At 37.1% G+C, this 23,298-nt stretch carries 22 protein-coding genes and 1 pseudogene; 10 read left to right on the top strand and 13 right to left on the bottom strand.

What is annotated here, in order from left to right:
- Position 1: 1 nt before the first annotated feature.
- From SFC47_RS22560 to SFC47_RS22545, 4 genes are read right to left on the bottom strand one after another with little or no spacing between them, the layout of a single operon-like run.
- On the bottom strand, positions 2–1,489 hold the full coding sequence (locus tag SFC47_RS22560; protein WP_411256801.1) for a Na+/H+ antiporter subunit D: 1,488 nt from the start codon (positions 1,487–1,489) through the stop codon (positions 2–4).
- Positions 1,482–1,823 (bottom strand): Na(+)/H(+) antiporter subunit C, encoded by a 342-nt coding sequence (locus tag SFC47_RS22555; protein WP_411256800.1) that lies wholly within the window; start codon positions 1,821–1,823, stop codon positions 1,482–1,484. The genes SFC47_RS22560 and SFC47_RS22555 overlap by 8 nt, the downstream gene beginning before the upstream one ends.
- Positions 1,823–2,248, bottom strand: coding sequence for a Na(+)/H(+) antiporter subunit B (locus SFC47_RS22550; protein ID WP_411256799.1), 426 nt, complete (start codon positions 2,246–2,248; stop codon positions 1,823–1,825). The genes SFC47_RS22555 and SFC47_RS22550 overlap by 1 nt, the downstream gene beginning before the upstream one ends.
- Positions 2,245–4,650 carry a Na+/H+ antiporter subunit A gene (locus SFC47_RS22545; protein WP_411256798.1) on the bottom strand — a complete coding sequence of 802 codons (2,406 nt, stop codon included), beginning with the start codon at positions 4,648–4,650 and terminating at the stop codon, positions 2,245–2,247. Before SFC47_RS22545 ends, SFC47_RS22550 begins: the two co-directional genes overlap by 4 nt.
- A gap of 343 nt (positions 4,651–4,993) precedes the next feature.
- Here SFC47_RS22545 and SFC47_RS22540 point away from each other — a divergent pair, with 343 nt between their 5' ends.
- Together SFC47_RS22540 and SFC47_RS22535 are read left to right on the top strand one after the other, a co-directional pair.
- The gene (locus tag SFC47_RS22540) at positions 4,994–5,092 is read left to right on the top strand and encodes a YjcZ family sporulation protein (protein ID WP_411256797.1); all 99 of its coding nucleotides are present in this window, start codon (positions 4,994–4,996) and stop codon (positions 5,090–5,092) included.
- Positions 5,093–5,214: 122 nt separating this feature from the next.
- Positions 5,215–5,691 (top strand): hypothetical protein, encoded by a 477-nt coding sequence (locus tag SFC47_RS22535; RefSeq protein ID WP_411256796.1) that lies wholly within the window; start codon positions 5,215–5,217, stop codon positions 5,689–5,691.
- A gap of 40 nt (positions 5,692–5,731) precedes the next feature.
- On the opposite strand, the gene SFC47_RS22530 is transcribed toward SFC47_RS22535, so the two are convergent.
- Together SFC47_RS22530 and ltaS are read right to left on the bottom strand one after the other, a co-directional pair.
- Positions 5,732–6,259: an HD domain-containing protein gene (locus SFC47_RS22530; RefSeq protein WP_411256795.1), complete on the bottom strand. Its 528-nt coding sequence runs from the start codon at positions 6,257–6,259 to the stop codon at positions 5,732–5,734.
- A gap of 151 nt (positions 6,260–6,410) precedes the next feature.
- Positions 6,411–8,468 (bottom strand): lipoteichoic acid synthase, encoded by a 2,058-nt coding sequence (gene ltaS / locus SFC47_RS22525; RefSeq protein WP_411256794.1) that lies wholly within the window; start codon positions 8,466–8,468, stop codon positions 6,411–6,413.
- Positions 8,469–8,929: 461 nt separating this feature from the next.
- Here ltaS and SFC47_RS22520 point away from each other — a divergent pair, with 461 nt between their 5' ends.
- Positions 8,930–9,109 carry a small, acid-soluble spore protein, H family gene (locus SFC47_RS22520; protein WP_411256793.1) on the top strand — a complete coding sequence of 60 codons (180 nt, stop codon included), beginning with the start codon at positions 8,930–8,932 and terminating at the stop codon, positions 9,107–9,109.
- 43 nt (positions 9,110–9,152) lie between these two features.
- Here SFC47_RS22520 and SFC47_RS22515 read toward each other — a convergent pair whose 3' ends face one another.
- A complete protein-coding gene (locus SFC47_RS22515) occupies positions 9,153–9,305 on the bottom strand; it encodes a hypothetical protein (protein WP_411256792.1) in 153 nt (50 codons plus the stop codon).
- Between the two features lie 43 nt (positions 9,306–9,348).
- Positions 9,349–10,500 carry an acyl-CoA dehydrogenase family protein gene (locus SFC47_RS22510; protein ID WP_411256791.1) on the bottom strand — a complete coding sequence of 384 codons (1,152 nt, stop codon included), beginning with the start codon at positions 10,498–10,500 and terminating at the stop codon, positions 9,349–9,351.
- A 258-nt stretch (positions 10,501–10,758) separates the two neighbouring features.
- Between SFC47_RS22510 and SFC47_RS22505 the strand changes: the two genes are divergently transcribed.
- Positions 10,759–12,258, top strand: a complete 1,500-nt coding sequence (locus tag SFC47_RS22505) for a nitrate/nitrite transporter (protein ID WP_411256790.1) — start codon at positions 10,759–10,761, stop codon at positions 12,256–12,258.
- A gap of 206 nt (positions 12,259–12,464) precedes the next feature.
- Positions 12,465–13,766 carry an MFS transporter gene (locus tag SFC47_RS22500; RefSeq protein WP_411256789.1) on the top strand — a complete coding sequence of 434 codons (1,302 nt, stop codon included), beginning with the start codon at positions 12,465–12,467 and terminating at the stop codon, positions 13,764–13,766.
- A gap of 773 nt (positions 13,767–14,539) precedes the next feature.
- Here the strand turns inward: SFC47_RS22500 and fdhF are convergent.
- The 3 genes and pseudogenes from fdhF to SFC47_RS22485 all read right to left on the bottom strand — a co-directional run bounded on the left by fdhF (position 14,540) and on the right by SFC47_RS22485 (position 19,246).
- Positions 14,540–16,459 carry a formate dehydrogenase subunit alpha gene (fdhF, locus tag SFC47_RS22495; protein WP_411256841.1) on the bottom strand — a complete coding sequence of 640 codons (1,920 nt, stop codon included), beginning with the start codon at positions 16,457–16,459 and terminating at the stop codon, positions 14,540–14,542.
- Positions 16,436–16,597 (bottom strand): annotated as a pseudogene (locus tag SFC47_RS22490) (hypothetical protein); the annotation flags it as partial. The gene fdhF and the pseudogene SFC47_RS22490, both read right to left, overlap by 24 nt.
- Positions 16,598–16,741: 144 nt before the next feature.
- Positions 16,742–19,246, bottom strand: a complete 2,505-nt coding sequence (locus SFC47_RS22485) for a PAS domain S-box protein (RefSeq protein ID WP_411256840.1) — start codon at positions 19,244–19,246, stop codon at positions 16,742–16,744.
- 327 nt (positions 19,247–19,573) lie between these two features.
- Between SFC47_RS22485 and yhfH (SFC47_RS22480) the strand changes: the two genes are divergently transcribed.
- The 4 genes from yhfH (SFC47_RS22480) (at position 19,574) to SFC47_RS22465 (ending at position 20,469) form a co-directional block, all read left to right on the top strand.
- A complete protein-coding gene (gene yhfH, locus SFC47_RS22480; RefSeq protein WP_411256788.1) occupies positions 19,574–19,708 on the top strand; it encodes a protein YhfH in 135 nt (44 codons plus the stop codon).
- An 81-nt stretch (positions 19,709–19,789) separates the two neighbouring features.
- On the top strand, positions 19,790–19,924 hold the full coding sequence (gene yhfH, locus SFC47_RS22475) for a protein YhfH (RefSeq protein ID WP_411256787.1): 135 nt from the start codon (positions 19,790–19,792) through the stop codon (positions 19,922–19,924).
- 102 nt (positions 19,925–20,026) lie between these two features.
- Positions 20,027–20,197, top strand: coding sequence for a hypothetical protein (locus tag SFC47_RS22470; protein WP_411256786.1), 171 nt, complete (start codon positions 20,027–20,029; stop codon positions 20,195–20,197).
- 20 nt (positions 20,198–20,217) lie between these two features.
- Entirely contained in the window at positions 20,218–20,469 is a 252-nt protein-coding gene (locus SFC47_RS22465) for a transcriptional regulator SplA domain-containing protein (protein ID WP_411256839.1), read from the top strand.
- A 43-nt stretch (positions 20,470–20,512) separates the two neighbouring features.
- Here SFC47_RS22465 and SFC47_RS22460 read toward each other — a convergent pair whose 3' ends face one another.
- Complete coding sequence (locus SFC47_RS22460) at positions 20,513–20,698, bottom strand: cold-inducible protein YdjO-related protein (RefSeq protein ID WP_411256838.1); 186 nt, start codon at positions 20,696–20,698, stop codon at positions 20,513–20,515.
- Between the two features lie 99 nt (positions 20,699–20,797).
- On the opposite strand from SFC47_RS22460, the gene SFC47_RS22455 reads away from it, so the two are divergent.
- Positions 20,798–20,944: a hypothetical protein gene (locus tag SFC47_RS22455; RefSeq protein ID WP_411256785.1), complete on the top strand. Its 147-nt coding sequence runs from the start codon at positions 20,798–20,800 to the stop codon at positions 20,942–20,944.
- 13 nt (positions 20,945–20,957) lie between these two features.
- Here SFC47_RS22455 and SFC47_RS22450 read toward each other — a convergent pair whose 3' ends face one another.
- Positions 20,958–22,886: an endonuclease MutS2 gene (locus SFC47_RS22450; RefSeq protein WP_411256783.1), complete on the bottom strand. Its 1,929-nt coding sequence runs from the start codon at positions 22,884–22,886 to the stop codon at positions 20,958–20,960.
- Between the last annotated feature and the right edge of the window lie 412 nt (positions 22,887–23,298).

Below are 23,298 nucleotides of genomic sequence, written 5' to 3'. Positions count from 1 at the left end.
TTCACTCCTTTAAGACAGCATCAATATAGATAGCAGGATCTATTAAGGTATCTGCTGCCTGAGTAATGTAAGGCAATATGGATTCAGAACCAATCCCGTAAAGAGCAGATATCACAACCAAAATAACCGGAGCGATAAGCAATCGTCTAACAGGTGCTTCTTCTTCTCCTTGGTAAGTGCGGTCCTTTCCCCAAAAGCCGTTAATAAAAATCTTCATTACCGAAAATAGAACGAGTAAACTGGACATTAAGGTAATGAATGCACCTATATAGTGTTCTCCCTCAAATCCGCCTTGAACAATAAGTAGTTTTCCAACAAATCCACTCAATGGCGGAATACCCGCAAGTGCCAAAGCAGCAATAAAAAATGTCCAGCCAAGCCCAGGATAACGGCTAATCATCCCGCTTATATTTCTTAAATTACTAGTTCCCGTAATGGAAATGATAATTCCTAATAGTAGAAATAAAGCAGCTTTAATAATCATATCGTGTATCAAATAGTAAACAGCACCTGTTATCGAAGCCGTGTTCAGGAGTGATATCCCGTATAAAATAACACCTACAGCGACGATGATATTATAAATGATGATGTTCTTGATATCCCAGTAAGCAATTGCACCAATAACACCTAACACAATGGACAGAATCGCTAGTACGGAAAGAAGACCAAAGGTGTCCATATCATGATAAAAGAAAAGCGTATACGTTCTAGTAATCGAATAAACTCCTACCTTGGTTAATAAAGCACCAAAAAGAGCTAATACAGGTGCAGGCGGTGCATAATACGATCCAGGCATCCAAAAATAGAGTGGAAAAATCGCTCCTTTTAAACCAAAAACAATTAAGAACAAGACAGCAATAACACTTAATATCCCTGGCATCCCACTTCCACTGATTTCATTAATCCGCGATGAAATATGCGCCATATTTAATGTGCCGACAACGGAATATAAGTAGGCAACTGCTATCACAAATAAAGCTGAAGAAATGACATTAACTAGTAAATATTTAATGGATTCTCGCAGTTGTATCTTTGTTCCTCCAAGAACTAACAAAACATAGGAAGACATAAGCATTACTTCAAAAAACACAAATAGGTTAAAGATATCCCCTGTTGTAAACGCACCGTTTACTCCAACTAATAAGAAGTTAAAAACAGCATAATAGTAATGTTTCTCACGTTCTTCTCCAATCGATCTAAAGGAGTAAATCAAACATACAAACGCTAGTAAACTAGTCGTTAGTACTAAAAGTGCTGAAAGCATGTCCGATACTAAAGTAATTCCAAATGGTGCCTCCCAGCTGCTTACATTAAGGGACTGGATTCCATCACTCCGTACTTTTTGGACAATAAACCAAGCAGCCACAATTGTACCGATAGAAGAAACTGTTGCAAATACTCGTTGAGCCTTGATATTTTTGTTTAGAAAAATTAATATTACCCCGGTGAATAAGGGGATTAATATTGGTAAAATGATTAAGTTAGTCATCTTTCTCTGTTCCCCTCATTTCTTCTACATTATCTGTTCCCAGCTCTTGATAAGATCGATAAGCCACTACTAAGAAAAATGCGGTCACACCAAAGCTGATTACAATCGCAGTTAATATTAACGCTTGAGGCAAGGGATCTGTATAGCTTCCCTCATTTCCCCCTAGAATTGGCGCAGCTCCTCTTTTAAGTCCGCCCATAGTAAGAATCAGCAGATGCGCACCATGACTTAAAAGGCCTGTACCAACAATAATACGTAATAGACTCTTTGAAAGCATTAAATAAGTGGCGGTCATAAAAAGAATTCCAATTACAAATGCCATTAAAATTTCCATTATTCATCCTCCCCTATCGTGCGAATAATGGTCATCGTAACTCCTACAACAACAAAGTAAACTCCTAAATCAAAAATCGTTGCGGTATGCAGTGATAATTCACCAAGAACCGGCAGTTGAACATCTCCGAATGCATGCGTTAAAAATGGAACATCAAAGATAAGCGAACCCGCACTTGTTCCAATTGCAAATAGCAGCCCTATTGCCGTGAGAATTCGGTAATTAATTGGCAACATTTCTTCAACTGTTTTGATGTCATAGGTAATTAATAAGAGAACAATTGCACCTGCAGTCATTAAGCCGCCGATGAATCCTCCGCCGGGATAATAATGGCCCGCTGTAAAAATATAGACTGAGTAGAGAACAATAAAGAAAAGAAGAACTTTTATCGCTGTTTCAAGTATGATATTGTTTGTTTTTCTCATCCTTCTTTCCTCCTGTCCAATCTTAATTTAATCATGCCAAATATTCCTAACGATGCAATAGCCAATACTGTTATCTCGAATAGAGTATCAAAACCGCGGAAATCAACAAGAATGACGTTAACCATGTTTTTGCCGGCAGCCTCTGTATAGGTATTCTCCACGTAATATTTGGAAATAGAATCAAAGAGTTTACTGCTATGAGCAGAAAGGGCGATTAAGGTTACAATTGCTCCAACTCCAATAGAAATGAGAGCATTAATTAATCTAAATCTCATCCTAGTCTCAAACTTTCTTAATTTCGGTAAATGATAGAAACAAACCAAGAACAACGCAACTGAAATGGTTTCAATAACAAGCTGAGTTAAAGCCAAATCTGGTGCTCTAAATAAAACATAAAATAAAGACACCGTATACCCAACAGCCCCAAGCAAGATAATAGACGTCATTCTAGATTTAGCAAATAGAATACAAATCGATCCCAAAACTACAAGAATGGCTAAGGCTACTTCATATACTCCAATGGAGGAAACATTGCTTGTACTAAGCGTAAAGGCATTCTTTCCAAAGAGAGCAGCTGCAAGAACGACTATGAAGAAAGCAAATATATAAACGAGATACGACCTAATCGAACCGGTCATATACGTATTTGTTACCTTATACGAAAATGATTGTAAACCTTCTAATACGGTGTCATACAATCGATTTAGAGCTAGCTTATCTGGTATAACCTGATAGATTTTTTTCCATCTGGAATGCGTTTTAAAAAGAGCTAATCCTAAAATAATTACGCCAATTGTCATATACAATTCAATTGTTGGACCATGCCAGAAGGAAATGTGAACCATAAATTCTTCGCCAGTACCTAACAGGCTCGGAAGAATTGAACCCATAGCTGGAGAAATCAGGCTGTCCGATAAAAGGTTTGGGAAAAAACCGAAAACAATCACAAGTGAAACTAAGATAACCGGAGAAATCAGCAATCCAATTGGAGCCTCATGCGGCTTTTTATCAAGCTTTTCTGGCTGATATTTACCAGTGAATGTTTTAAAAACAAGAATCATGCTATAAACAAAAGTAAAAATGCTGGCAATCCAAGCTAGTACTGGAAATAAAACACCCCAGGTTTGCAAATTAAATATATCCATTTCGGTGACATGAACCATTGCAGTAAAGAACATTTCTTTACTTAAGAAACCATTAAAAGGGGGAAGTCCCGCCATCGAGAATGCGCCAATAATAGAAATAGTAAATGTGATTGGCATAAAATGCATTAACCCGCCAAGTTTCCGTATATCCCTTGTTCCTGTTTCATGATCAACTATTCCAGCAGCCATGAATAAGCTTCCTTTAAAGGTTGCATGGTTAATTAAGTGGAAAACAGCTGCTGTGACAGCTACTGTAAAAATGTTTTCATCTAAAAATTTATAATGATGTGCCGCTGCCCCAACGCCAAGCAGGGACATAATTAATCCTAGCTGGCTGACGGTTGAAAAGGCTAAAATCGCTTTTAAGTCCGTTTGCTTTACCGCAAATATAGAACCCCAAATAAGTGTTAATAATCCGCCCCCCGCAACAAGCCAGAACCAAAGAATATGTTCTCCAAACACAGGAGTAAAACGCGCGACCAAATATATGCCTGCTTTCACCATTGTCGCGGAATGTAAGTAAGCACTTACTGGCGTAGGAGCTTCCATTGCATCCGGAAGCCAAATATAAAATGGAAATTGTGCTGATTTCGTAAATGCACCAAGTAAAATACAAAGTAATGCAGGCACAAATAATGTATGATCAAAAATCTCATTTGCTTGAGACACCATTTCTGTAATGCTAAACGTTCCAGTCATGATGTAAAGAAGGATGATTCCTCCCAGCATAGAAAGTCCGCCAAATACCGTAATCAGCATCGACTTTTGGGCACCATAGCGGGATTTTTCTCTTTCGTACCAATAACCGATTAAAAGAAAAGAAGAAAAGCTGGTTAACTCCCAAAATGCATACATCACAATTAAGTTGTCCGATAAAACAACTCCGAGCATGGCACCCATAAAGAGCAGTAAATATACATAAAAGTTGTTGAGCTTTTCCTTATTCTTTGCTAAATAATAAATGGAATATAGAACAACCAATGCCCCAATCCCTGTAATGAGCAATGAAAAAAGAAGTCCAAGTCCGTCAACTCTTGCTGTAAAGTTGATTCCTAAAGACGGAATCCAGTTAATATTCCCACTAAATGATTTCCCTCTCATGGTTTCAGGTAAGAAGGTAATAAAATAGACGAATAATAAAATAGGTAACGGCAGCACAAACCATCCTGTATGTACTCGACGAAATATTCTGTAAAATATTGGGATAAAAATGGATAGGATTAATGGTGCTACAATCGCCAGGTGTAGAAAAGACAAAACAAAACCTCCTTAATTCTGAAATATCAACCCAACTGGGCTGCAGGTAAACTTATATAACAACTTACTTATTACATCACTATCATTCCACCTCACGCTTCTTTTCATTTATTTTTACATTCAATTTTTGGAAATAAAAAAGAAGCCTGTCTCTAAGGGACATAGATATCCCTTTGTGACAGGCTCCTCCAAAAATCGTTTATATATATACATAATGGTAACATGACTTTATAGCCCATTCAATAGTTTTTTATTAAAAACAAAGACAACCATGAAGTTCGTCCAAGCCTTCTAACATGTTAATTCATAAATTGTAGTAGCTAATGTTGGAGGTGGAGATGGAATGGGTCAAAAAGGTGGAAACAATACATTTGCATTAATTGTTGTTTTGTTTATTCTTTTAATAATTGTCGGTTCTGCTTTTGTAGGCGGCGGCTTTTAAATTTCAGTTTATCAAAAAAATGCTTCTGTGCTTAGACGCTGAAGCATTTTTTAAATAAATTGTTGTATCTTCAGTTAAACTATCTGTATGATAGTAACATTACGAAAATATTGGAGGCATCAATGCTTACTTTTAACGAAAAATTAGCCATTATCGAATCTTTCCCAGAACTAGAGCGAAAAGACGTTTCACTTAAACGTGTTAATTTCCAGCTGCCTAACAGTGCATCTGACAAAAAAAACGTAGTTTATCATCTACACCCAAATGGAAACGGATTTGTTTATGCCGGAAACCTGTCTTCATATCAGACCGATGATAAAGGAATGGTCAACATCCGTGACTTTTCTGGTGATGAAATAAAGAAACTAGTTAAAGAGTCCATTGAATCCTTATTGCCCATTGAAAAATCACTTGCAGAAGAAGCTATTATCGGAAATCAAATTGAAGAGCGCTGGGTGAACAAGGAAAAAGATCATCTGATCGTAATCAATGAGAATGATACCTGGAATATTTACTTTGGATTAAATCTTGAAGAAAGCTTCGATACATATGGTGAAGCGGAAGAATTTTTAACTGAGGAAGGGTTCCATAAAGTTTAATACATATTTAAGTTCAAGCTGTGCTTAAGCACAGCTTTTTTTAGTCATGCCTAGTATTTTGAAGTTCTGTATCTATCCAGTCATCTAAACGAATGATGCTTTGTCTTGCACGATCATAATCAATACTTCGATAATGGTGCATTCCCCCTTCTTCTTCGTCTTTCTCGTCCGCCCATTTTACAATTTGCTGCAGCGGAGTTCGAACAATATCGTTTGATGGTAGGAATGAATCAGTATGAAACAGTATTGCTAAAGCCGTGGTTTTGGCCTTCACTGGATTTTCACCGAGACGTATTAATAATTTGTGCGCCCTCTCCGCCCCTTTTATCGGATGAATGTCATTTTGTTTATATAGATCATAATCCCATTTCCCATTTTTATACCAGGTGTAGTGCCCCATATCATGTAAGAGACCTGCCTTTGCCGCAATATCAATATCCTGATGATATTCTTTGCTCAAGTGAAATGCATGATAGGCCACTGCAATTGCATGTGCAACGCCAGATCGATTCAAGTATTTTTGTGCAATATGATGTTCAAATATGTTAATTAACTTTACATCTCTCATATCAATCTCCTCCACACTTGCGTCATGCAATTTTTTTACTATTCATTATATTATAAACATAATAACAAGGCTACATATTTATTCACATAACTTAATAAAAATAGGAGCTTCCATTGTTAATGAAAGCTCCTTTTTATCTTGTATTCATTTGTTATTCATTTGCAGTTTCACTTTGATTTATTCCTTCAGTTTCACTCGGAACTTCTGTATTCTTTACATTTTCAGATTCATTGGTATCTTCATTGTTTTTTTCTTCTTCATTATCTTCATTAGCTCCTTTTTTCACCTTTGGAGCTAAATATTCGTAGTCATTTGGATCTATCGGGGTAAATCCTGCTGGTTGGTAAAAACGTAAAAGGTCTTTATAAACAATTTCATCTGAAATTTTAAGCTCAGTCGCGGCTTTTTCAGCAATTTCCTTGCATGCCTCTGTACCTTCGAGTAACTCCCCTGTTACGTTACTGTAGCATTTCCCTTTTACTTGAACGGTTTCAGGTGAAACGTAATCACCATTTCTAAATAAAGCCCAATTACGGTGGTCCTTAGACAATAAATCAGAACCAAGTTCCAAATAATCTTTTGTATTAATACCTAATAGGTGAAGTATGGTGGAACGGACATCCGCCTGACCGCCATATTGCTTCTGAATTCCACCTTTTACCCCAGGAACATGAATAAATAAAGGGACACGCTGCAAGCTGGTATTTAGTGTTGGCGTAATTTCGTCGACCCCGAGCACCTTTGCCATTGCTTCATTGTGGTTTTCAGAAATACCGTAATGGTCTCCATACATCACAATCACTGTATTATCGTATAAACCTGAAGCTTTTAAATCAGTAAAGAACTGTTCAATTGCTTCATCCATATAGTGTGCTGCTTGAAAGTATTGATCGACCACTTTATCTCCCGTCTCACCAGCAGGGAACTCTGTATCCTCTGGGTCCATTTCAAATGGGAAATGATTAGAAAGGGTTAAAAACTTTGTATAAAACGGCTGTGGTAAACTCTTCAATAAAGGCATTGATTCGGTAAAGAATGGTTTATCCTTTAAACCGTAGTTTTTTGTATGTTCATCAGTCATATTGTAATACTCGGCATCAAAAAATTGATCATATCCTAAAGCTTTGTACATGACATTTCGGTTCCAAAACGTTTTGTAGTTTCCATGAAACGAAGCGGAATAATAACCATTCCCCTTAAGAATAGCAGGCATTGCATGGTAGGTGTTCTGTGCTTTATTTACGAAAACAGCACCCTGAGCCATTGGATATAATCCATTCTCCATCAGAAATTCTGCGTCAGAGGTTTTACCTTGACCGGTTTGATGAAAGAAGTTTTCGAAATAGAATGCTTCATTCCCGTGAACTAGGGAATTTAAGAACGGTGTTACTTCCTGCCCGTCCGGCATTTTATAATCGATGGCAAAGCTTTGAAGTGATTCCATCGCAATATATATGACATTCATTCCTTTTGCTTTACCAAAATACTCAGGATTTGGTGCAGCAAAATTAGCTTTTCGATAGTTCTCAACATCAGTAATATCACTGCTGTCAGCTAATGCCCGCTGCCCCGAAGATTTGATGTTTTGAACGACGTCATAAATAGTAAAGTTATAGGCACCTAAATATTTTACTAAGTAATTCCTATCAAATGAGCGGCTTAATAGCTGTGGACGATCTTTTTCTGCTAATCCAAGATTAAATAAAAACACCGTGACAGCAAACAATAAAACCACTTTAAATGACTTTCGATTCTCTACTGTGACCTTCTTAAATACAGTGAATGACAATAATATCAAAATAAAGAAATCTAAGAAATATAAGAAATCAAATGGTGACATTAGTGAAAGAGCACTGTCTCCTAATTGTCCTGCATTTGTTTTGGTCGACATTAGTACTGGAACTGTAATAAAATCGCTAAAGAATCTGTAATATGCAATATTGGCGTACAGTAAGAACGACAATATAAAATTAGTAATAATAATAACTAATTTCATGCGCTTTTTGAACAGCAAAGCTAAACCAAAAAAGAATAGCGCTGAACTTAATGGGTTTATAAACAAGAGGAATTTTTGCAGGTTATTATCAATTCCAAGAGTAAATTCAATTTGGTATGCAGCGTACGTTTTTAGCCAGAATAAAACAACGGCAATTGCAAAGAAAGCAATGGATCCATTATTTTTTAGTTCAGGCAGTCTCATCTTTTTCATTTTTTAATTCTCCTCTCACTTACCAGTAACGTCGGTAAACGAACCTCAATAACTATAACATATATTCATAAAAATAAAAACAAAACCATTTCCATTAATAACCAATTTATTTCGTCAATTTTCACTAAATTTTGCTAGAAAACTAACATTCTATTATGCTTGGTCAATTTCCTGGGATAAATCGAAATCCAGCTTTTTGCATTAATATCTGCTTTGGGCCTCTTTTATATAAGACGAAACGAAGCACATTAAGTTTCAATTTATTTTAGCAATCTTTTTCTAAGTAATCATAAACAAGAAATTTAGAGCATGCAATATGATATAAGTCTTATCTTTTACAGAATATAAAACATGCTATTCTTTTAGAACCATTTATAATAGAAGAAAACGGTTTCAAACATGACGAATGAAAACTTAAATGAAGGTAAAAATAAGATGACCATTAAATGAGGAGTGAAAATATGAATGTAAACCGAATTAAACAAATACTCTCGTCTTCTGCAGATATTGAAGTCAAATATAACGGAGCTTCTGTCTGGATTGATCAATTAAATGAGGATGGAAGATCAGCAACTGTTCACCTTAGGGGACCTCTTGAAGAGCGGACTACTGTTGAAATTGGGGAACTAGTTGAAGAATAAAAATTACCTCCACCTTACATCAAAAGGTGGAGGTTTTTCATGCCTATATCATATCTTCATTTTCCTTATCCATATCTCTAGGCTGAGGCTTAATTTGTTGATCAAAGCCTTTTTTTAGAACATCCTTTGTATTTGTACCTACATCAATTGTGGTATCTGACTTTGGAAGCTGGCTTAATTCCTTTCCTCTTGGCATTTTCTTCACCCCTTATAATTAAAATGTTCAAGGGGAATAAAAATTAATCAAATTGTTTGATGGCGTGGGTTGCTAAAATTTGGATAGTCATGTCATCCATTGGCGGATTGTGAAGTCCTGCCCGTACATCACGGTAATAACGCTGCAATGGATTTTTTAATGACAGACTTCTTGCCCCTACCAATCTCATCGCCAAATCCACTACAGCGATGGCATTATTGGTAACATTTAATTTTGCTGCTCCAAGAACCGGCCCCATTTTCCCTCTGCCGTACTCGTCAGAATCATCCCATTGTTTCGCAGCAGAATGTAAGAAATACTCTGATTCCATCAACTTTAATTCCATTTCCCCTATTTTTTGCCTTACATTCGGCAGGTTAATAATTGTCCCTTCTACACTATTAGGAGAATATTCCAAAGCAAATGAAATTGCATATTTCTTTGCCGCTTTGGCTATACCAAGATAACAAGCTGGGATATGCAGCAGCCAGCCGCTTGGTTTCTTACCCTCAATTCCAAGTGTCTCAACAAAAAACTTATCAGGTACGGTTACATTCTGTAGGACTAAATCATGACTTCCCGTCCCTCTTAAAGCAATACTATCCCAAGTTTCTTCAATAAAAATTCCATTTTCAGACCTAGGAATAAGGAAGTTTCCTACATCATTTGTATCTTTTATTGTTGCACTAACTATGAAATAATCCAAAACGGGTGCCATTGTTGTAAACGTTTTCCTGCCGTTTATTATCCAGTTATCCCCTTCTTTATAAACCGTGGTTTCAGGTTTTCCTCCACGGGTTGGGCTTCCTGTTTTAGGCTCAGTAGCAGCACTATTGATTAATGAACCATTCTTTACATCCTCACAGATTTTTTTAAAAATACTTTCATCCCAAGAATTCTTTTCTGTAAGGTTTTTGATAATCCCCATATGCCAGCCGATTGATAGCGCTGTAGCACCATCCCCTTCAGCAATTTTCTCTTGAAAACGAAGCATGTCGAATAAAGAAATCTCTCTTCCCCCATATTTTTTTGGAACCGTTAATGAGGTATAACCGCTATCTTTAAGATCCTGTATATTCTCAAAAGGAAAACTCCCCTCAATATCTACTTGATGAGCCCTTGCCAAAAAACGCTCAGAAAGTTCTTTCATAAACTCATATTGCTGACTAAATGTATCTAAATGTAGAAAATTCATAATCTGCCTCCTGCCCGTTTGCCATCATTTTCTTGGCTGAATTAATATGATAATACACGATAGAGGACATATTTTCCATTTTCAATAAAAAACTTACTATATTCGTAGATTTGTGCCATAGCTCACTGTTAGATTAAAAAAATTGTTCTATAATACAATAAGAAAATTTTACCAAAATGTGTAATTGTACAAAAATATCGGTTTTATAGCTTCTTAATGGAAATACTACACGTATTGGAAATGAAGGAGGACCTAAAAATGTCTCAAGGTGCAAAACAATTATATCTTCAAACTACAAGCCTTGTTGCCGGTTTTATGGTCTGGGTGCTTATTTCATCACTCATGCCATATATTCAAGCAGATATTAAGCTATCATCAACGCAAATATCCTTGGCCACAGCCGTACCTGTAATCCTTGGGTCGATACTTAGAGTTCCAATTGGATATTGGACAAATCGGTTTGGTGCTAGAACCATTTTTACTATTAGTTTTCTTATATTATTACTTCCTATTGGGATTCTTAGTATAGCAAACTCACTATTCATGCTGATTTTGGGTGGTTTAGTGCTCGGTATCGGCGGCGCTGTTTTTTCAATCGGTGTTACTTCACTGCCTAAATATTATCCTAAAGAAAAACATGGTTTTATTAATGGAATTTATGGTGCTGGGAATATTGGAACAGCACTTACATCTTTCGCCTCACCTGTTCTGGCGAATGCATTTGGATGGAGAACCACCATACAAATTTTCCTTATTGTTGTTTTAGTCTTTGCAGTTTTGAATTTTCTTTTTGGTGATAAAGAGGAAAAAAGGGTTAATAACCCCTTGTCAAATCAAATAAAAGAGGTATATAAAAATGAAAAGCTTTGGTTTCTGAGTTTATTTTACTTCATTACTTTCGGGTCATTTGTTGCCTTCACCATCTATTTGCCTTCCTTTTTAGTCAACCATTTTGATTTAGATAAGGTGGATGCCGGATTACGCACTGCTGGTTTTATCGCATTGGCAACTGTTTTCAGACCTATTGGCGGCTGGCTGGGAGATAAATTGAACCCATTTTTTATTTTAATGGGTGTGTTCACTGGACTAACTTTTGCCGGCTTTCTATTGGCTTTTACTCCATCTTTACCGATATATTCATTTGGCTGTTTGTTCGTGGCAATCTGTGCAGGACTTGGAAATGGTACCATATTTAAATTAGTACCATTATATTTTTCAAAACAGGCAGGCATAGTAAATGGTATTGTTTCAGCGATGGGCGGACTAGGAGGCTTTTTCCCGCCAATCATTCTGACTATCCTCTTTAATTGGACTGGACACTATGCAATCGGTTTTATGTCACTATCAGAATTTTCGTTAGCAAGTTCGATATTAGTTGTCTGGCTTTATTTTCGTGAGAAGCAGGATATTTCCGCTAAAATTGTCAATCATGCCACAGATGGAATAACGGTTACCGATAAAACTGGAATTATCCAAAGTGTGAATCCCGCTTTTACTAAGATTACAGGTTATACTATGGATGAAGTAATTGGAAAAACTCCGAGTGTCCTCCAATCAGGAGAACATGATAATGACTTCTATAAAAAGATGTGGGAAAGTTTGATCAATACAGGCTACTGGGAAGGCTTTATCTGGAACAAACGAAAAAACCAAGAAATCTATCGAGAATGGCTAACGATTACTGCCATTAAAGATGACAGCGGGGAAACCAAGAATTATGTTGGTATGTTCCATGAAGTTGATGACCAAAAGAAATAAGGCCCTCTATGGAGGGTCTTTTTGTTCGTAAAATTGCCTTTGCCGAACAAAATATTACAACTTTTTGTCTTTTACCTTGAGTTCACAGTTCCTTCACTATTTTTGTGACGTACGTCACAAAAATCATGTTACCATGTGATTTATAGTGATAACACAAACATTATCCACGTAGAAAAAAATAATGTGGATTTAAGGGAGAGATATAAATGGCACGAATAAATTATTGGAATCCTGAGGATGAAAAGTTTTGGAAGTCAGAAGGAAAAAAACATGCTCAACGAAACCTATGGATCTCTGTTCCATCTTTAATGCTTGCGTTTATTGTTTGGCAGATTTGGTCAGTCGTTGCAATTCGACTAAATGATATTGGCTTCTCTTTTACAGATGAACAATTATTCACATTAGCGGCAATTCCAGGACTTGTCGGCGCAACCCTTCGATTTGTTTATACCTTTGCAGTCGGTTCCATTGGCGGTAAGAACTGGACAGTCATTTCAACCGGAATCTTAGCCATTCCCGCAATTGGTATTGGATTTGCAGTACAAAATCCTGATACACCTTTTTCGATTATGTTACTGCTGGCAGCGCTTTGTGGTCTTGGTGGAGGAAACTTCTCTTCGTCTTCGGCAAATATCAGCTTTTTCTTCCCGAAAAAAGAAAAAGGAACAGCTTTGGGTATTAATGGTGGTTTAGGAAACATGGGTGTATCCGTTGTACAGTTTGTTACACCATTAATCGTGACAACTGGAGCTTTCGCTTTTGCTGGTAAAGGTCAAGTATTAGAAAATGGCCAACAAATATGGTTACAAAATGCAGCATTTATCTGGGTCATTCCAATTATATTCATGACATTACTTGCCTACTTTAAAATGGATAACGTACCCGGTGCAAAACAATCTGTTGCAGATCAGTTTGTGATCGTAAAACGTAAACATACTTGGATTATGACTGTACTATATATTGCAACATTCGGTTCATTTATTGGTTATTCAGCGGCATTCCCGCTTCTATTAAAATCGCAGTTCCCTGAATATATATCACTTGCCTTCTTAGGTGCTTTGGTTGCTGCTGCAGCTAGACCTGTTGGCGGATGGCTGGCTGATAAATTCGGCGGAGCTAGAGTTACCGCTTATGTATTTGTGGTTATGGCAATTGGTGCATTCGGTGTTATATACTTCCTAAATCTTAATCAGTTTGCTGGTTTCTTGGGTTCATTCCTTGTTTTATTCCTTGCATCTGGAATTGGCTCTGGATCAACTTTCCAAATGATCCCAACAATTTTTATTCCTAAAGAAGCCGCGCCGGTTATTGGGTTTTCAGCAGCATTTGCAGCCTATGGATCCTTCCTCATTCCAAAGCTTTTTGGCTGGTCCATTGATACAACAGGTTCTTATGTAACAGCATTCTATTTCTTTATTGGGTTTTATGTAATTGCTTTTACACTTAACTACTTCTATTATCAAAGAAAAACAACAGATGTTAAGCAATTGGTTAAGCAAGCCGGGTAACTACCTGGCTTGTTTTTTTTATTTATCGAAAAAGGATCTAGACTTTGGACAAACCCTTATGAGTGTCCGTATCTTTTCTTATTAATTACTAATTGGCCCTCATCCCTGTTATGAGTGACCGCATCTTCCCTTTTATTAGGATTACAGGCTCTCATCCCTGCTATGAGCGACCGCATCTTCCCTTTTATTAAGATTACGGGCTCTCATTGCTTTTATGAGTGACCGCACCTTAGGATTACGGGCTCTCATCCCTGTTATGAGCGACCGTCTCTTCCCTTTTATTAGGATTACGGGCTCTCATCCCTCTTATGAGCGACCGCATCTTCCCTTTTATTAAGATTACGGGCTCTCATCCCTCTTATGAGTGACCGTCTCTTCCCTTTTATTAAGATAACGGGCTCTCATCCCTCTTATGAGTGACCGCATACTCCCGTTTATTAGGATTGCGGGCTCTCATCCCTCTTATGAGCGACCGCATACTCCCGTTTATTAGGATTGCGGGCTCTCATCCCTCTTATGAGCGACCGCATCTTCCCTATAATTAGGATTACGGGCTCTCACCACTCTTATGAGTGACCGCATCTTCCCTTTTATTTAGATTACGGGCTCTCATCCCTGTTATGAGTGACCGCATCTACCCTCTTATTAGGTTTAAAGGCTCTCACCCCTCTTATGCGACCACTTCCCAACTTAAGTGACCTGCTCTCATACTAAAAGAGCACTATAGGAAAGTATCTAAAAAAGCACGGAAGTCTATATTCCGTGCTTTCTACTTATATTCGGGAAATTGCTACTGCACATGCTTTATATTCTGCGGTTCCTGATATTGGGTCGTATTCATTTAGTGTTAGAACATTCGTTGGTGTTTCACTCCAATGGAAGCTCATGAACACTAGGCCAGGGACGACCATTTCTGTAATTTTTGCTTTAACGGTCAGCTCTCCTCTTCGGGAACGGACTTGAACGAATTCACCGTCAGAAACCCCCAAAGCTTGTGCATCAACCGGATGAATATCCACGGTTTCTTCTGTTTGCTTCACTTTCACGCCAGGTGCATAGTAACGAGTTTGTGAATGTGTATTATAGGACTCATACCGTCTGCCGGTCGTTAATGTAAACGGATACTCTTCATCAGGAAGTTCCAATGGCTCTGTGAAATCTACCGGAACGAATGGTGATTTTTTCACAACAGATTCCTGATTATGAAACCTCTCATGCATAATAAAAGTGCCAGGGTGATCCTCTGTTGGGCATGGATAATGGATACTATATTCTTTTTCAAGTCTTTCGTAAGAAATACCACCATACATCTCCCAGGCTACTTTTCTAACTTCATTCCAAATTTCTTCACTGCTTGAGTAGTTCATCGGATAGCCCATTAACGTTGACAGTTCACACAGAATGACCCAATCTTCTTTTACATTGATCCCTGGTTCTACGGCTTTCCGAACCCTTTGTATTCTCCGGTCTGTATTCGTGTAGGTTCCATCAACCTCTCCCCACGAGCAAGCCGGAAGGACCACATCTGCCATTTTTGCTGTCTCTGTCAGGAAGATATCCTGTACAATTAGCAAATCTAGCTTTTCCATTAGCTTTTTCGTATGGTTCATATGAACATCGGCAAGCAAAGGATTCTCCCCTATGATATAAAGTGCTTTTAACTCACCATTTTCGAGCCGATCAAAGGTCCTTGTTTGAGTGTCGCCTGCATGGGGATTTAACGTAACATTCCATTCCTTCTCATAACGTGCGCGGTATTCATCATTAACTAAACTCATCGCTCCTGCTAACTGGTTTGGCAGGCAGCCCATATCTCCTGCACCTTGAACATTGTTTTGCCCTCTTAATGGCATAATGCCTGTTCCCTCTCTGCCAATATTACCTGTTAACAAAGCGAGATTTGCTATATCGAATACATTATTAACACCACAATGGTGTTCTGTGATTCCCAGCGTATAAGCAATCATTGACCCGCTCGAACCTGCGTACTCCCTTGCTGTCGTTACAATATCCTCTGCACTCAACCCAGTAATGGATGCTGCATATTCAGGCGTGTACATCTCGACATGCTTTTTTAATGACTCAAAATCAATTGTAAATTGCTGTATAAACGCTTCGTTGTATAGATTTTCCTTAATAATAACTCGAAGGAAGGCATTAATCAGAGCAATATCGGTACCGACTTTAATTTGCAGGTGACGGTGTGCAAATTTAACCATGTCAATTTTTCTTGGATCAATCACGATGACTTTAAGGCCATTTTTAATTGCTTTCTTAATTCGGTTTGCGATAATCGGATGTGCTTCTGTTGTATTTGAACCCATCAATAAGAGAACCTCTGCTCTATCAAAATCCTCTAACGTATTCGTTGGGAAACCGCTTCCAAAAACAGTTGCCAGACCGGCAACACTTGGTGCGTGTCACGTGCGGTTGCAGCCATCTATATTATTACTGCCAATCACTGTCCTCATAAATTTTTGTGTAATGTAATTGGACTCATTGGTTGTTCTTGCGCAGGCAAACATCGAGATTGCATTAGGTCCAAAGGTATCTTTTATCGAGGATAGTTGATCTGCAATAAAACGATAGGCCTCATCCCATGTGGCTTCTACTAATTGTCCAGCTTTCCGAATAAGCGGATTAATCAATCTGTTGTTCGAATGAACGTATTCATAGGCAAAGGCGCCTTTCACACACGTTTGACCTTTATTCACCGGTGCATCTTTATCACCGCGTATTTTCATTATTCGATTATCTTTGACTTCTAACACTAAGCCGCAGCCTGTGCCGCAATAACCGCAAATCGTCTTTACAAAATTTGCTTCCCCCACAATTTCCCCTCCTAATTCAAATATTAATACTTATATAAACATATTAATCTATTTATCCTAAAAGTAGCTTTGTTTTTTATAAAAATTATTGTCTAATTTTTGAAGAGAATGAAAAAAAAACGGAAGAAAGTATCTTCCGTTTCATCATGCAGGTTTTGCAGGCAAAAGAATATTAAAAGTTGTTCCTTTATTCGGCTCACTCTCAACAAACACTTTTCCATTGTGATTTTCAATAATTTTAAAGCTGACCATCAATCCAAGTCCGTTCCCGTTTTTCTTTGTCGTATAGAATGGTTCACCGAGTTGCTTTAATTTCTCTTTTGGAATCCCCACTCCAGTGTCCTGAATGGATATTTGGACTTGTGTATTATTGATTGTCGTTTTTACATGCAATTCCCCGCCATTTGGCATCGCTTCTATCCCGTTTTTAATAAAGTTTAAAAACACCTGCTTTAAGCGGTTCTCGTCACATTCAATTTGGATAATTTCATGAGGACAATCAAATGTAAGTTTAACATGCTTCTTTCTTGCTTCAAATTCTAAAAGAGAGACCACATTTTTTATGACAGGAACCACGTTCTTTTCTTCTAATTCTACCATTTTAGGTTTTGCCAAGACCATAAAGTCCTCCACAATGGTATTAACACGCTCAATCTCATCTAAAATAATATTCATAAATTCCAAGCGTTCAGGATCCTGCTCATCTAGTGTTAGGAACTCTGCATATCCCTTCATGGAAGTAAGCGGGTTTCGAATCTCATGTGCCACACCTGCTGCTAATTGACCAACCGCAGCTAGCTTATCTTGACGATGGAGTGCCTCTTCCGTTTTCTTACGCTCTGTTATATCATTTCGAATTGCAACATATTGATATGGCTTTCCATTGTCATTTAAGAAAGGAACGATTGTTGTATCTACCCAATAGTAGGTTCCATCTTTGGCTTTATTTCTTATTTCACCTTTCCAAACCTTGCCTTCACCAATCGTTTTCCATAAATCTTTAAAGAATAATTTTGAATGATATCCTGAATTTAAGATAGCATGGTCTTTTCCAATAATCTCTTCTCGGCTATATTTGGAAATCTCACAGAATTTATCATTTACACTTGTAATGATCCCTCTGGCGTCCGTAAAGGCAACAATTGTTGATTGGTCGAGTGCAAATCGAATATCACTGTTATCCTTTACGGATTCCCTTAAATGTTCTTCTGCTCTTTTCCTATCGGTAATATCGGTACGAATCGCCACATATTGATATGGCTTTCCTTTGTCATTTAAGAAAGGAACGATTGTCGTATCCACCCAATACAGAGTACCATCCTTTGCCCTGTTACAAAGCTCGCCCTTCCATACAGCTCCTTGACCAATTGTCCTCCAGAGATCTTTAAAGAATTCTTTCGAATGGAAACCAGAATTTAAGATCTTATGGTCCTCTCCAAGCAATTCCTCCCGGCTGTACTTCGATATTTCACAGAATTTATCGTTTACACTTGTAATTTTCCCTTTTTCATCTGTAATTGCAATGATCGAGGATTGATCCAGGGCAAATGTAATATCCTTTGTTTCCTTTATCGATTCCAAAAGTGCTTTCTCCGCGTTTTTCCGGTTGGTGATGTCAGACCGAATGGCAATATATTGAACCGGTTTTCCCTTTTTATCCAGGAAAGGTACTATCGTTGTATCTACCCAATAGAACGAACCATCCTTTGCTTTATTTCTAATTTCACCCCGCCACGTCTTTCCAGCTTGAATCGAAGTCCACAAATCCTGAAAGAATTCCTTAGAATGATAACCTGAATTCAACATCCGATGGTTTTTCCCGATAATTTCTTCCTTTTTGTACTTTGAGATTTCTTCAAATTTATCATTTACATACACAATTGTACCTAGAGGATCTGTGATGGCAACGATCGTTGAAGCATCTAACGCAGCTTTGATATCATTAAGGCTGGTGTCTGTTTCAGCCAGCTGCTTACTAATTAATGTACTAGAGGCAATTAACCCGCTTACTATTAAAACCGTTACAAATAATACCAAATAAATTAAAAATGTCTCTTGATTAAAGATATCCTTCAGTGGATTATTGGTTGAAATAATCGTTGAGGCTCTTTTTAAAAGTAAATGACCTTCTACAATGGCCCCTGAAAGAATTAAGGCACTAATTGGCTTTAACCAAGTTTGATTTCCTTTTGAGTATGTTTTAGAAGCGAAAAGAATCCATAAGGAAAATAAAAAAGACCCGAATATTAATAATCCCGAAAACACAAATAGCGGCACATTATATTCGAAGGTTAAGTTCATTGCATAAATACTAATAATATGAATAGCAAAAACTGCTGATGTTAAAAATAAACTCCCAAAAATCAAATGCAGGGTACGAACTTCCTTACCAAATAAAGGGATAAAAGCCATTCCTGAAAAGGCAATCCCTAAAATAATAGACAAAATCGTCAGCGGTATTTGGTAACTAGAAAAACGAGTAATATCTGCTGCAATTAACCCCATGAAATTCATGACCCATATCCCTACTCCCATGGATAACGAACCGCCAAGGTATAACAGCCTTTTATTCTTGGAATTTTTTATTAGCGTAAACATATCTAACCCAGTATATGAAGCCATTATGGTTAACCCTATAGCAATAACCATTAAAAATGGATGGAATTCGCTAGAAACATTATCCACTTACAGCATTCCTCCTTTTGAACTATCTCCCCTATTCTGATTGTAATGTAAACAAATACGGTAGGGAAGTGTTTTTGTCACAAAATTGTCGAATTTAGATTTAAATATTTTTACCAACATACATAGGAATTAGAAACTTACACACAATATGGATACAGGATAAATGTATCATTTTTCAAAAAAATTAAATTATTTATCAAAAAGGACTACACAAATTTTATTTTTTTGATTATACTGTACTACAACAGGTTAACGAATAATAAACTGTATTAAAAAAGGGGGATATTTTAAATGTTAGTAAATCCAGTTGAGTTTTTCCGCACATTGCCCAAAAAGGAATGTCCAGAATGCGGGCAGCACATGGAAGAACAAGCAGAAAGCTACTTAATGGAATGTGATCGTTGTTTAGCAAAAAGAGAAGAATAAAAAGAACAAATTTTTTTGTACCATCTGTACTACAACAAACTAAACACTAATAAACTGTATTAAAAAAGAGGAGGTATACTTATGTTAATGAGTCCAGTTGAATTTTTCCGCAATTTACCGAAAAAGGAATGTCCAGAATGCGGACAGCACATGGAGGAACAAGCAGAAAGCTACTTAATGGAGTGCGACCGCTGTTTAGCAAATAAAAACGAATAGACGAGGCATTCTCCCCTATGAAGGGGAGTTTTTTTGTGTTCTAAATTAAGGAAAGAATAAACACATTCCTGATAGCAAAAGCTTAGTAAAGGAGGTGTTTGTGTGGCAAAGAAAAATACAACATCCAATAAGAAGCAAACATCCATTCAAGGAGGAGTATACCCTTCACAGAAGTATGTTCCAGGTGACTCAGTTGACGAACATAAGGATATTGAGGATGCAACGATTATGTTGGCTGGTGATGAAATTCGCCAACAAAATGAAAATCTATAAAAGAGGATGGTAAATTGGATATGGATATGGTTGATATTTCGAGTGCCAAGCCAGGAGATGAGGTGTTTGTGATTTATCGTAATCCACATGTACCAACTGTTGCTAATATAAAAGCTGCTGAGATTGTTGCTCACCCAAAAGATCCAAATGCACTTGCCTTATTCTTAAATGAAACTTTTCATGTAATTGAAGACGATGACGCTCTTTTTCCCACTTCTGAATCTGCACAAAGAGCATTCGAAGGTCATTTCTTTGATTTTGGAGAAGAATAAAGACTGTCATTGATTTTGACAGTCTTTTTGAATCATTTCTTCATTATATTTTTGGAAGCTCTCTTATTTCTGATGCCATTTCATTTCCACACATTGGGCAGAGTAAATCGTCTGTTACAAACTCTTTCCGCATCCAGCCAATACAGGCATCATCCATACAAGAATAGATTTCAGTATCCAGCATAACTACTTCTACTTCTTCATCCTTAGCCCTTTTACCATAAAAAATGGGAACCGCCTCCTTTTTTTATAGTATGTACCAAAAATGTCCTTTTCATTTCTAAAAAAACAATCTTTACCATAAGTAAAATAAGGAAGGAAAAACAAAATGAAAACTAACGAAAAAAACCTAACCGTAGTTGGAACGGATATTGATGAGGTAAAGAGATTAAATGGCCAATCAGGTTTAAGCTATAACCAAGTGAAACAGCTGCTTGTTGAAAAATATGCAAATAATATACAGCCTTCCAAATAGGAAGGCTGTATTTTTATTGTTCATTATAGTTGATGATAATCTCATCATCATGCCTTTTTGAGAGTAATTTACTCTTCTTCCGATTTTCTTTTGATTGAAAGATAATATCAAAATCATAATCATCTGGATAAAGTTCTTTACGAGAGATATAAAGTGTAATTCTTTTGTGGTTAACAGCGATTTTTTCCCCTTTTACTTGAATTAGATAATTACCTTGTTGATCAGGACCGCTATAAACAATTCCGAACTCATTAGTTGGTGAGATTTTTACATTATCTCCTTGGGAGAATTCTGGAATCTTTTCATCGTGGATCACAAGTTTCTTTCTATTTTTGTATTTATTTACAATTATTTGTTTTTCTAATTCTTTCTGTTTCCAACTATCCATTTCTTTATTCGCATAGTTTTTAATTTCTTTATAGGTTACTTGATGGGCTCTTTCAATAATTTTCGGATGAATACCAAGTTTTAAGGCGATTGCAAATGCCTGACTCTCTCCACCTCGGCCAATATTTAAACGGTAGGTTGGGCTGAGGGTTTCAATGTCAAATTCCATGGAGCCATTTACAAATCCTGGATGTTCTTCTGCAAACTCCTTTATTTCACTATAGTGGGTTGTAGCTAACAGCATTGCACCTTTATTAAACAGCTGCTCTAATATCGCAGTTGCAAGCCCCATCCCTTCTCCTGGGTCTGTTCCAGAACCAAGCTCATCTAGAAGCACCAAACTATGGTCATTGGTTTCCTTTAGGATTTCAATGATGTTTACAATCCGCGAGCTGAATGTACTTAAATTGTCTGTGATACTTTGACCATCACCAATATCCACTAGAATCTGCTGAAAAATACTTAGGCTGCTTCCTTCAGAAGCCGGAATATGAAGGCCACACTGTACCATTAACGTCAACAAACCTACCGTTTTAATACTGACTGTTTTTCCACCCGTATTTGGACCTGTTATGACTAGCGCTCTTTGGCCATTCTTCAATTCTAATGATAACGGAACTGCTTTATCACCAAGTAAAGGGTGCTTTGCCTGAATTAACTTTATTTCCTGCTCATCATTAACCATAACTTTTACACCATTAATAGACCTGCTATACTTCGCCTTCGCAAATAAAAAGTCATAATGAACCATCGTTTCGATGGCTAATACAATTTGCTGCTCTTTCTCTTCAACCAATCCGGTCAAATACGACAATACCTTCTGGACCTCAATGTCTTCATCAGCTGCAAGCCACGTTAATTGTTCTTGAAAATGTGCAATTTCCTCTGGTTCAATAAATAAGGTTGACCCTGAAGCAGATGTATCCAAAACAGAACCCTTGATTTTATTTCTGTATTCCTTCTTAACAGGAATGACATATCTTCCATCTCTTTGACTGACAACGTTCTCTTGTAGATACGTTTTATATTTATTGGATCGGATTAGCTGCATCGTTTTTTCTTTCAGACGCTCTTCATGAATGGCAAGCTGTTTTCTAATTTTTAATAACTCTTTTGAAGCATAATCATCCACTCTTCCATTTCGAATACAGCGATTAATCTCACTTGCAAGTTCCGGCAATTCTTCAATTACCTCCACATAAGAGGTTACTCTTTTAGCATAGTAAGCTTTATCCTTCATAAACCTGCGCATTTTCCCACAGCAATCTAGGAAATCATACAGTTTGGATAATTGATCGGGACGGAGTGCTGTACCTTTGTTTAATTTAGCTAAAATTAGTTCCATCCCCCCTAGTCCATGAACAGGTACACTCGAGCTCTTTTTGAGTATTTCGACTGCTTCAGAAACTTCATCAAGCCATGCTTCAATCTGCCTCAAATGTGTGGAAGGGGCAAGATTATAGATTTTTTCTTTTCCTTCATTCGTCAATGCGAATTCTGCTATTCTTTCTTTAATTTCTTGTACTTCCAAAACTTTAAATGTATGAGTATTCAATGTTTTTCCCTCCATAAATATAAAAATAGCCGCAATGAACAATGTCATTGCGGCTACGCTAAATAAAACGAGTATTTGCTCGCTTTGTATACATATTTAATCCATAAAAAAACTGCCTGCTCAAATGCACACAGCAACACGGAGAAAAAATGTATGCTTGGTCTGCCCATTGTTCTTAACTTCATTCCAAGACGCACTTAAATAGACCTGTATTCAATCGTAAATTTGAACAAGGCTAAAATGGAATGAAAATATCCAATTGATTGGATTAGTTAAGAACGACACCTAACATACAACATACTCCCTTTTTAAGAAAATATTGATTCTTTTAAAGAATACAATAACAAAAACCTTTTGTCAAAGATATCCACACCTTTTAGTATATCCAAAACGTCACAAATGTTTAACACAT

Source organism: Neobacillus niacini (assembly GCF_046591715.1).
Classification (GTDB): domain Bacteria; phylum Bacillota; class Bacilli; order Bacillales; family Cytobacillaceae; genus Neobacillus; species Neobacillus niacini_L.
The sequence above is the reverse complement of the archived record's forward strand: the minus strand, read 5'-3'. Positions and strand labels throughout refer to the sequence as shown.

What these genes read in the sequence shown, in the direction of transcription:
- SFC47_RS22520 (WP_411256793.1), top strand. Translation starts at nt 8,930, where the DNA reads ATGAATGTAAACCGAATTAAACAAATACTCTCGTCTTCTGCAGATATT.
- SFC47_RS22555 (WP_411256800.1), bottom strand. Translation starts at nt 1,823, where the DNA reads ATGGAAATTTTAATGGCATTTGTAATTGGAATTCTTTTTATGACCGCC.
- yhfH (WP_411256787.1), top strand. Translation starts at nt 19,790, where the DNA reads ATGTTAATGAGTCCAGTTGAATTTTTCCGCAATTTACCGAAAAAGGAA.
- SFC47_RS22500 (WP_411256789.1), top strand. Translation starts at nt 12,465, where the DNA reads ATGGCACGAATAAATTATTGGAATCCTGAGGATGAAAAGTTTTGGAAG.
- SFC47_RS22515 (WP_411256792.1), bottom strand. Translation starts at nt 9,305, where the DNA reads ATGCCAAGAGGAAAGGAATTAAGCCAGCTTCCAAAGTCAGATACCACA.
- SFC47_RS22540 (WP_411256797.1), top strand. Translation starts at nt 4,994, where the DNA reads ATGGGTCAAAAAGGTGGAAACAATACATTTGCATTAATTGTTGTTTTG.
- SFC47_RS22485 (WP_411256840.1), bottom strand. Translation starts at nt 19,246, where the DNA reads ATGGTTATTGCTATAGGGTTAACCATAATGGCTTCATATACTGGGTTA.
- SFC47_RS22465 (WP_411256839.1), top strand. Translation starts at nt 20,218, where the DNA reads ATGGATATGGTTGATATTTCGAGTGCCAAGCCAGGAGATGAGGTGTTT.
- ltaS (WP_411256794.1), bottom strand. Translation starts at nt 8,468, where the DNA reads ATGAAAAAGATGAGACTGCCTGAACTAAAAAATAATGGATCCATTGCT.
- yhfH (WP_411256788.1), top strand. Translation starts at nt 19,574, where the DNA reads ATGTTAGTAAATCCAGTTGAGTTTTTCCGCACATTGCCCAAAAAGGAA.
- SFC47_RS22560 (WP_411256801.1), bottom strand. Translation starts at nt 1,489, where the DNA reads ATGACTAACTTAATCATTTTACCAATATTAATCCCCTTATTCACCGGG.
- SFC47_RS22455 (WP_411256785.1), top strand. Translation starts at nt 20,798, where the DNA reads ATGAAAACTAACGAAAAAAACCTAACCGTAGTTGGAACGGATATTGAT.
- SFC47_RS22535 (WP_411256796.1), top strand. Translation starts at nt 5,215, where the DNA reads ATGCTTACTTTTAACGAAAAATTAGCCATTATCGAATCTTTCCCAGAA.
- SFC47_RS22505 (WP_411256790.1), top strand. Translation starts at nt 10,759, where the DNA reads ATGTCTCAAGGTGCAAAACAATTATATCTTCAAACTACAAGCCTTGTT.
- SFC47_RS22550 (WP_411256799.1), bottom strand. Translation starts at nt 2,248, where the DNA reads ATGAGAAAAACAAACAATATCATACTTGAAACAGCGATAAAAGTTCTT.
- SFC47_RS22530 (WP_411256795.1), bottom strand. Translation starts at nt 6,259, where the DNA reads ATGAGAGATGTAAAGTTAATTAACATATTTGAACATCATATTGCACAA.
- SFC47_RS22510 (WP_411256791.1), bottom strand. Translation starts at nt 10,500, where the DNA reads ATGAATTTTCTACATTTAGATACATTTAGTCAGCAATATGAGTTTATG.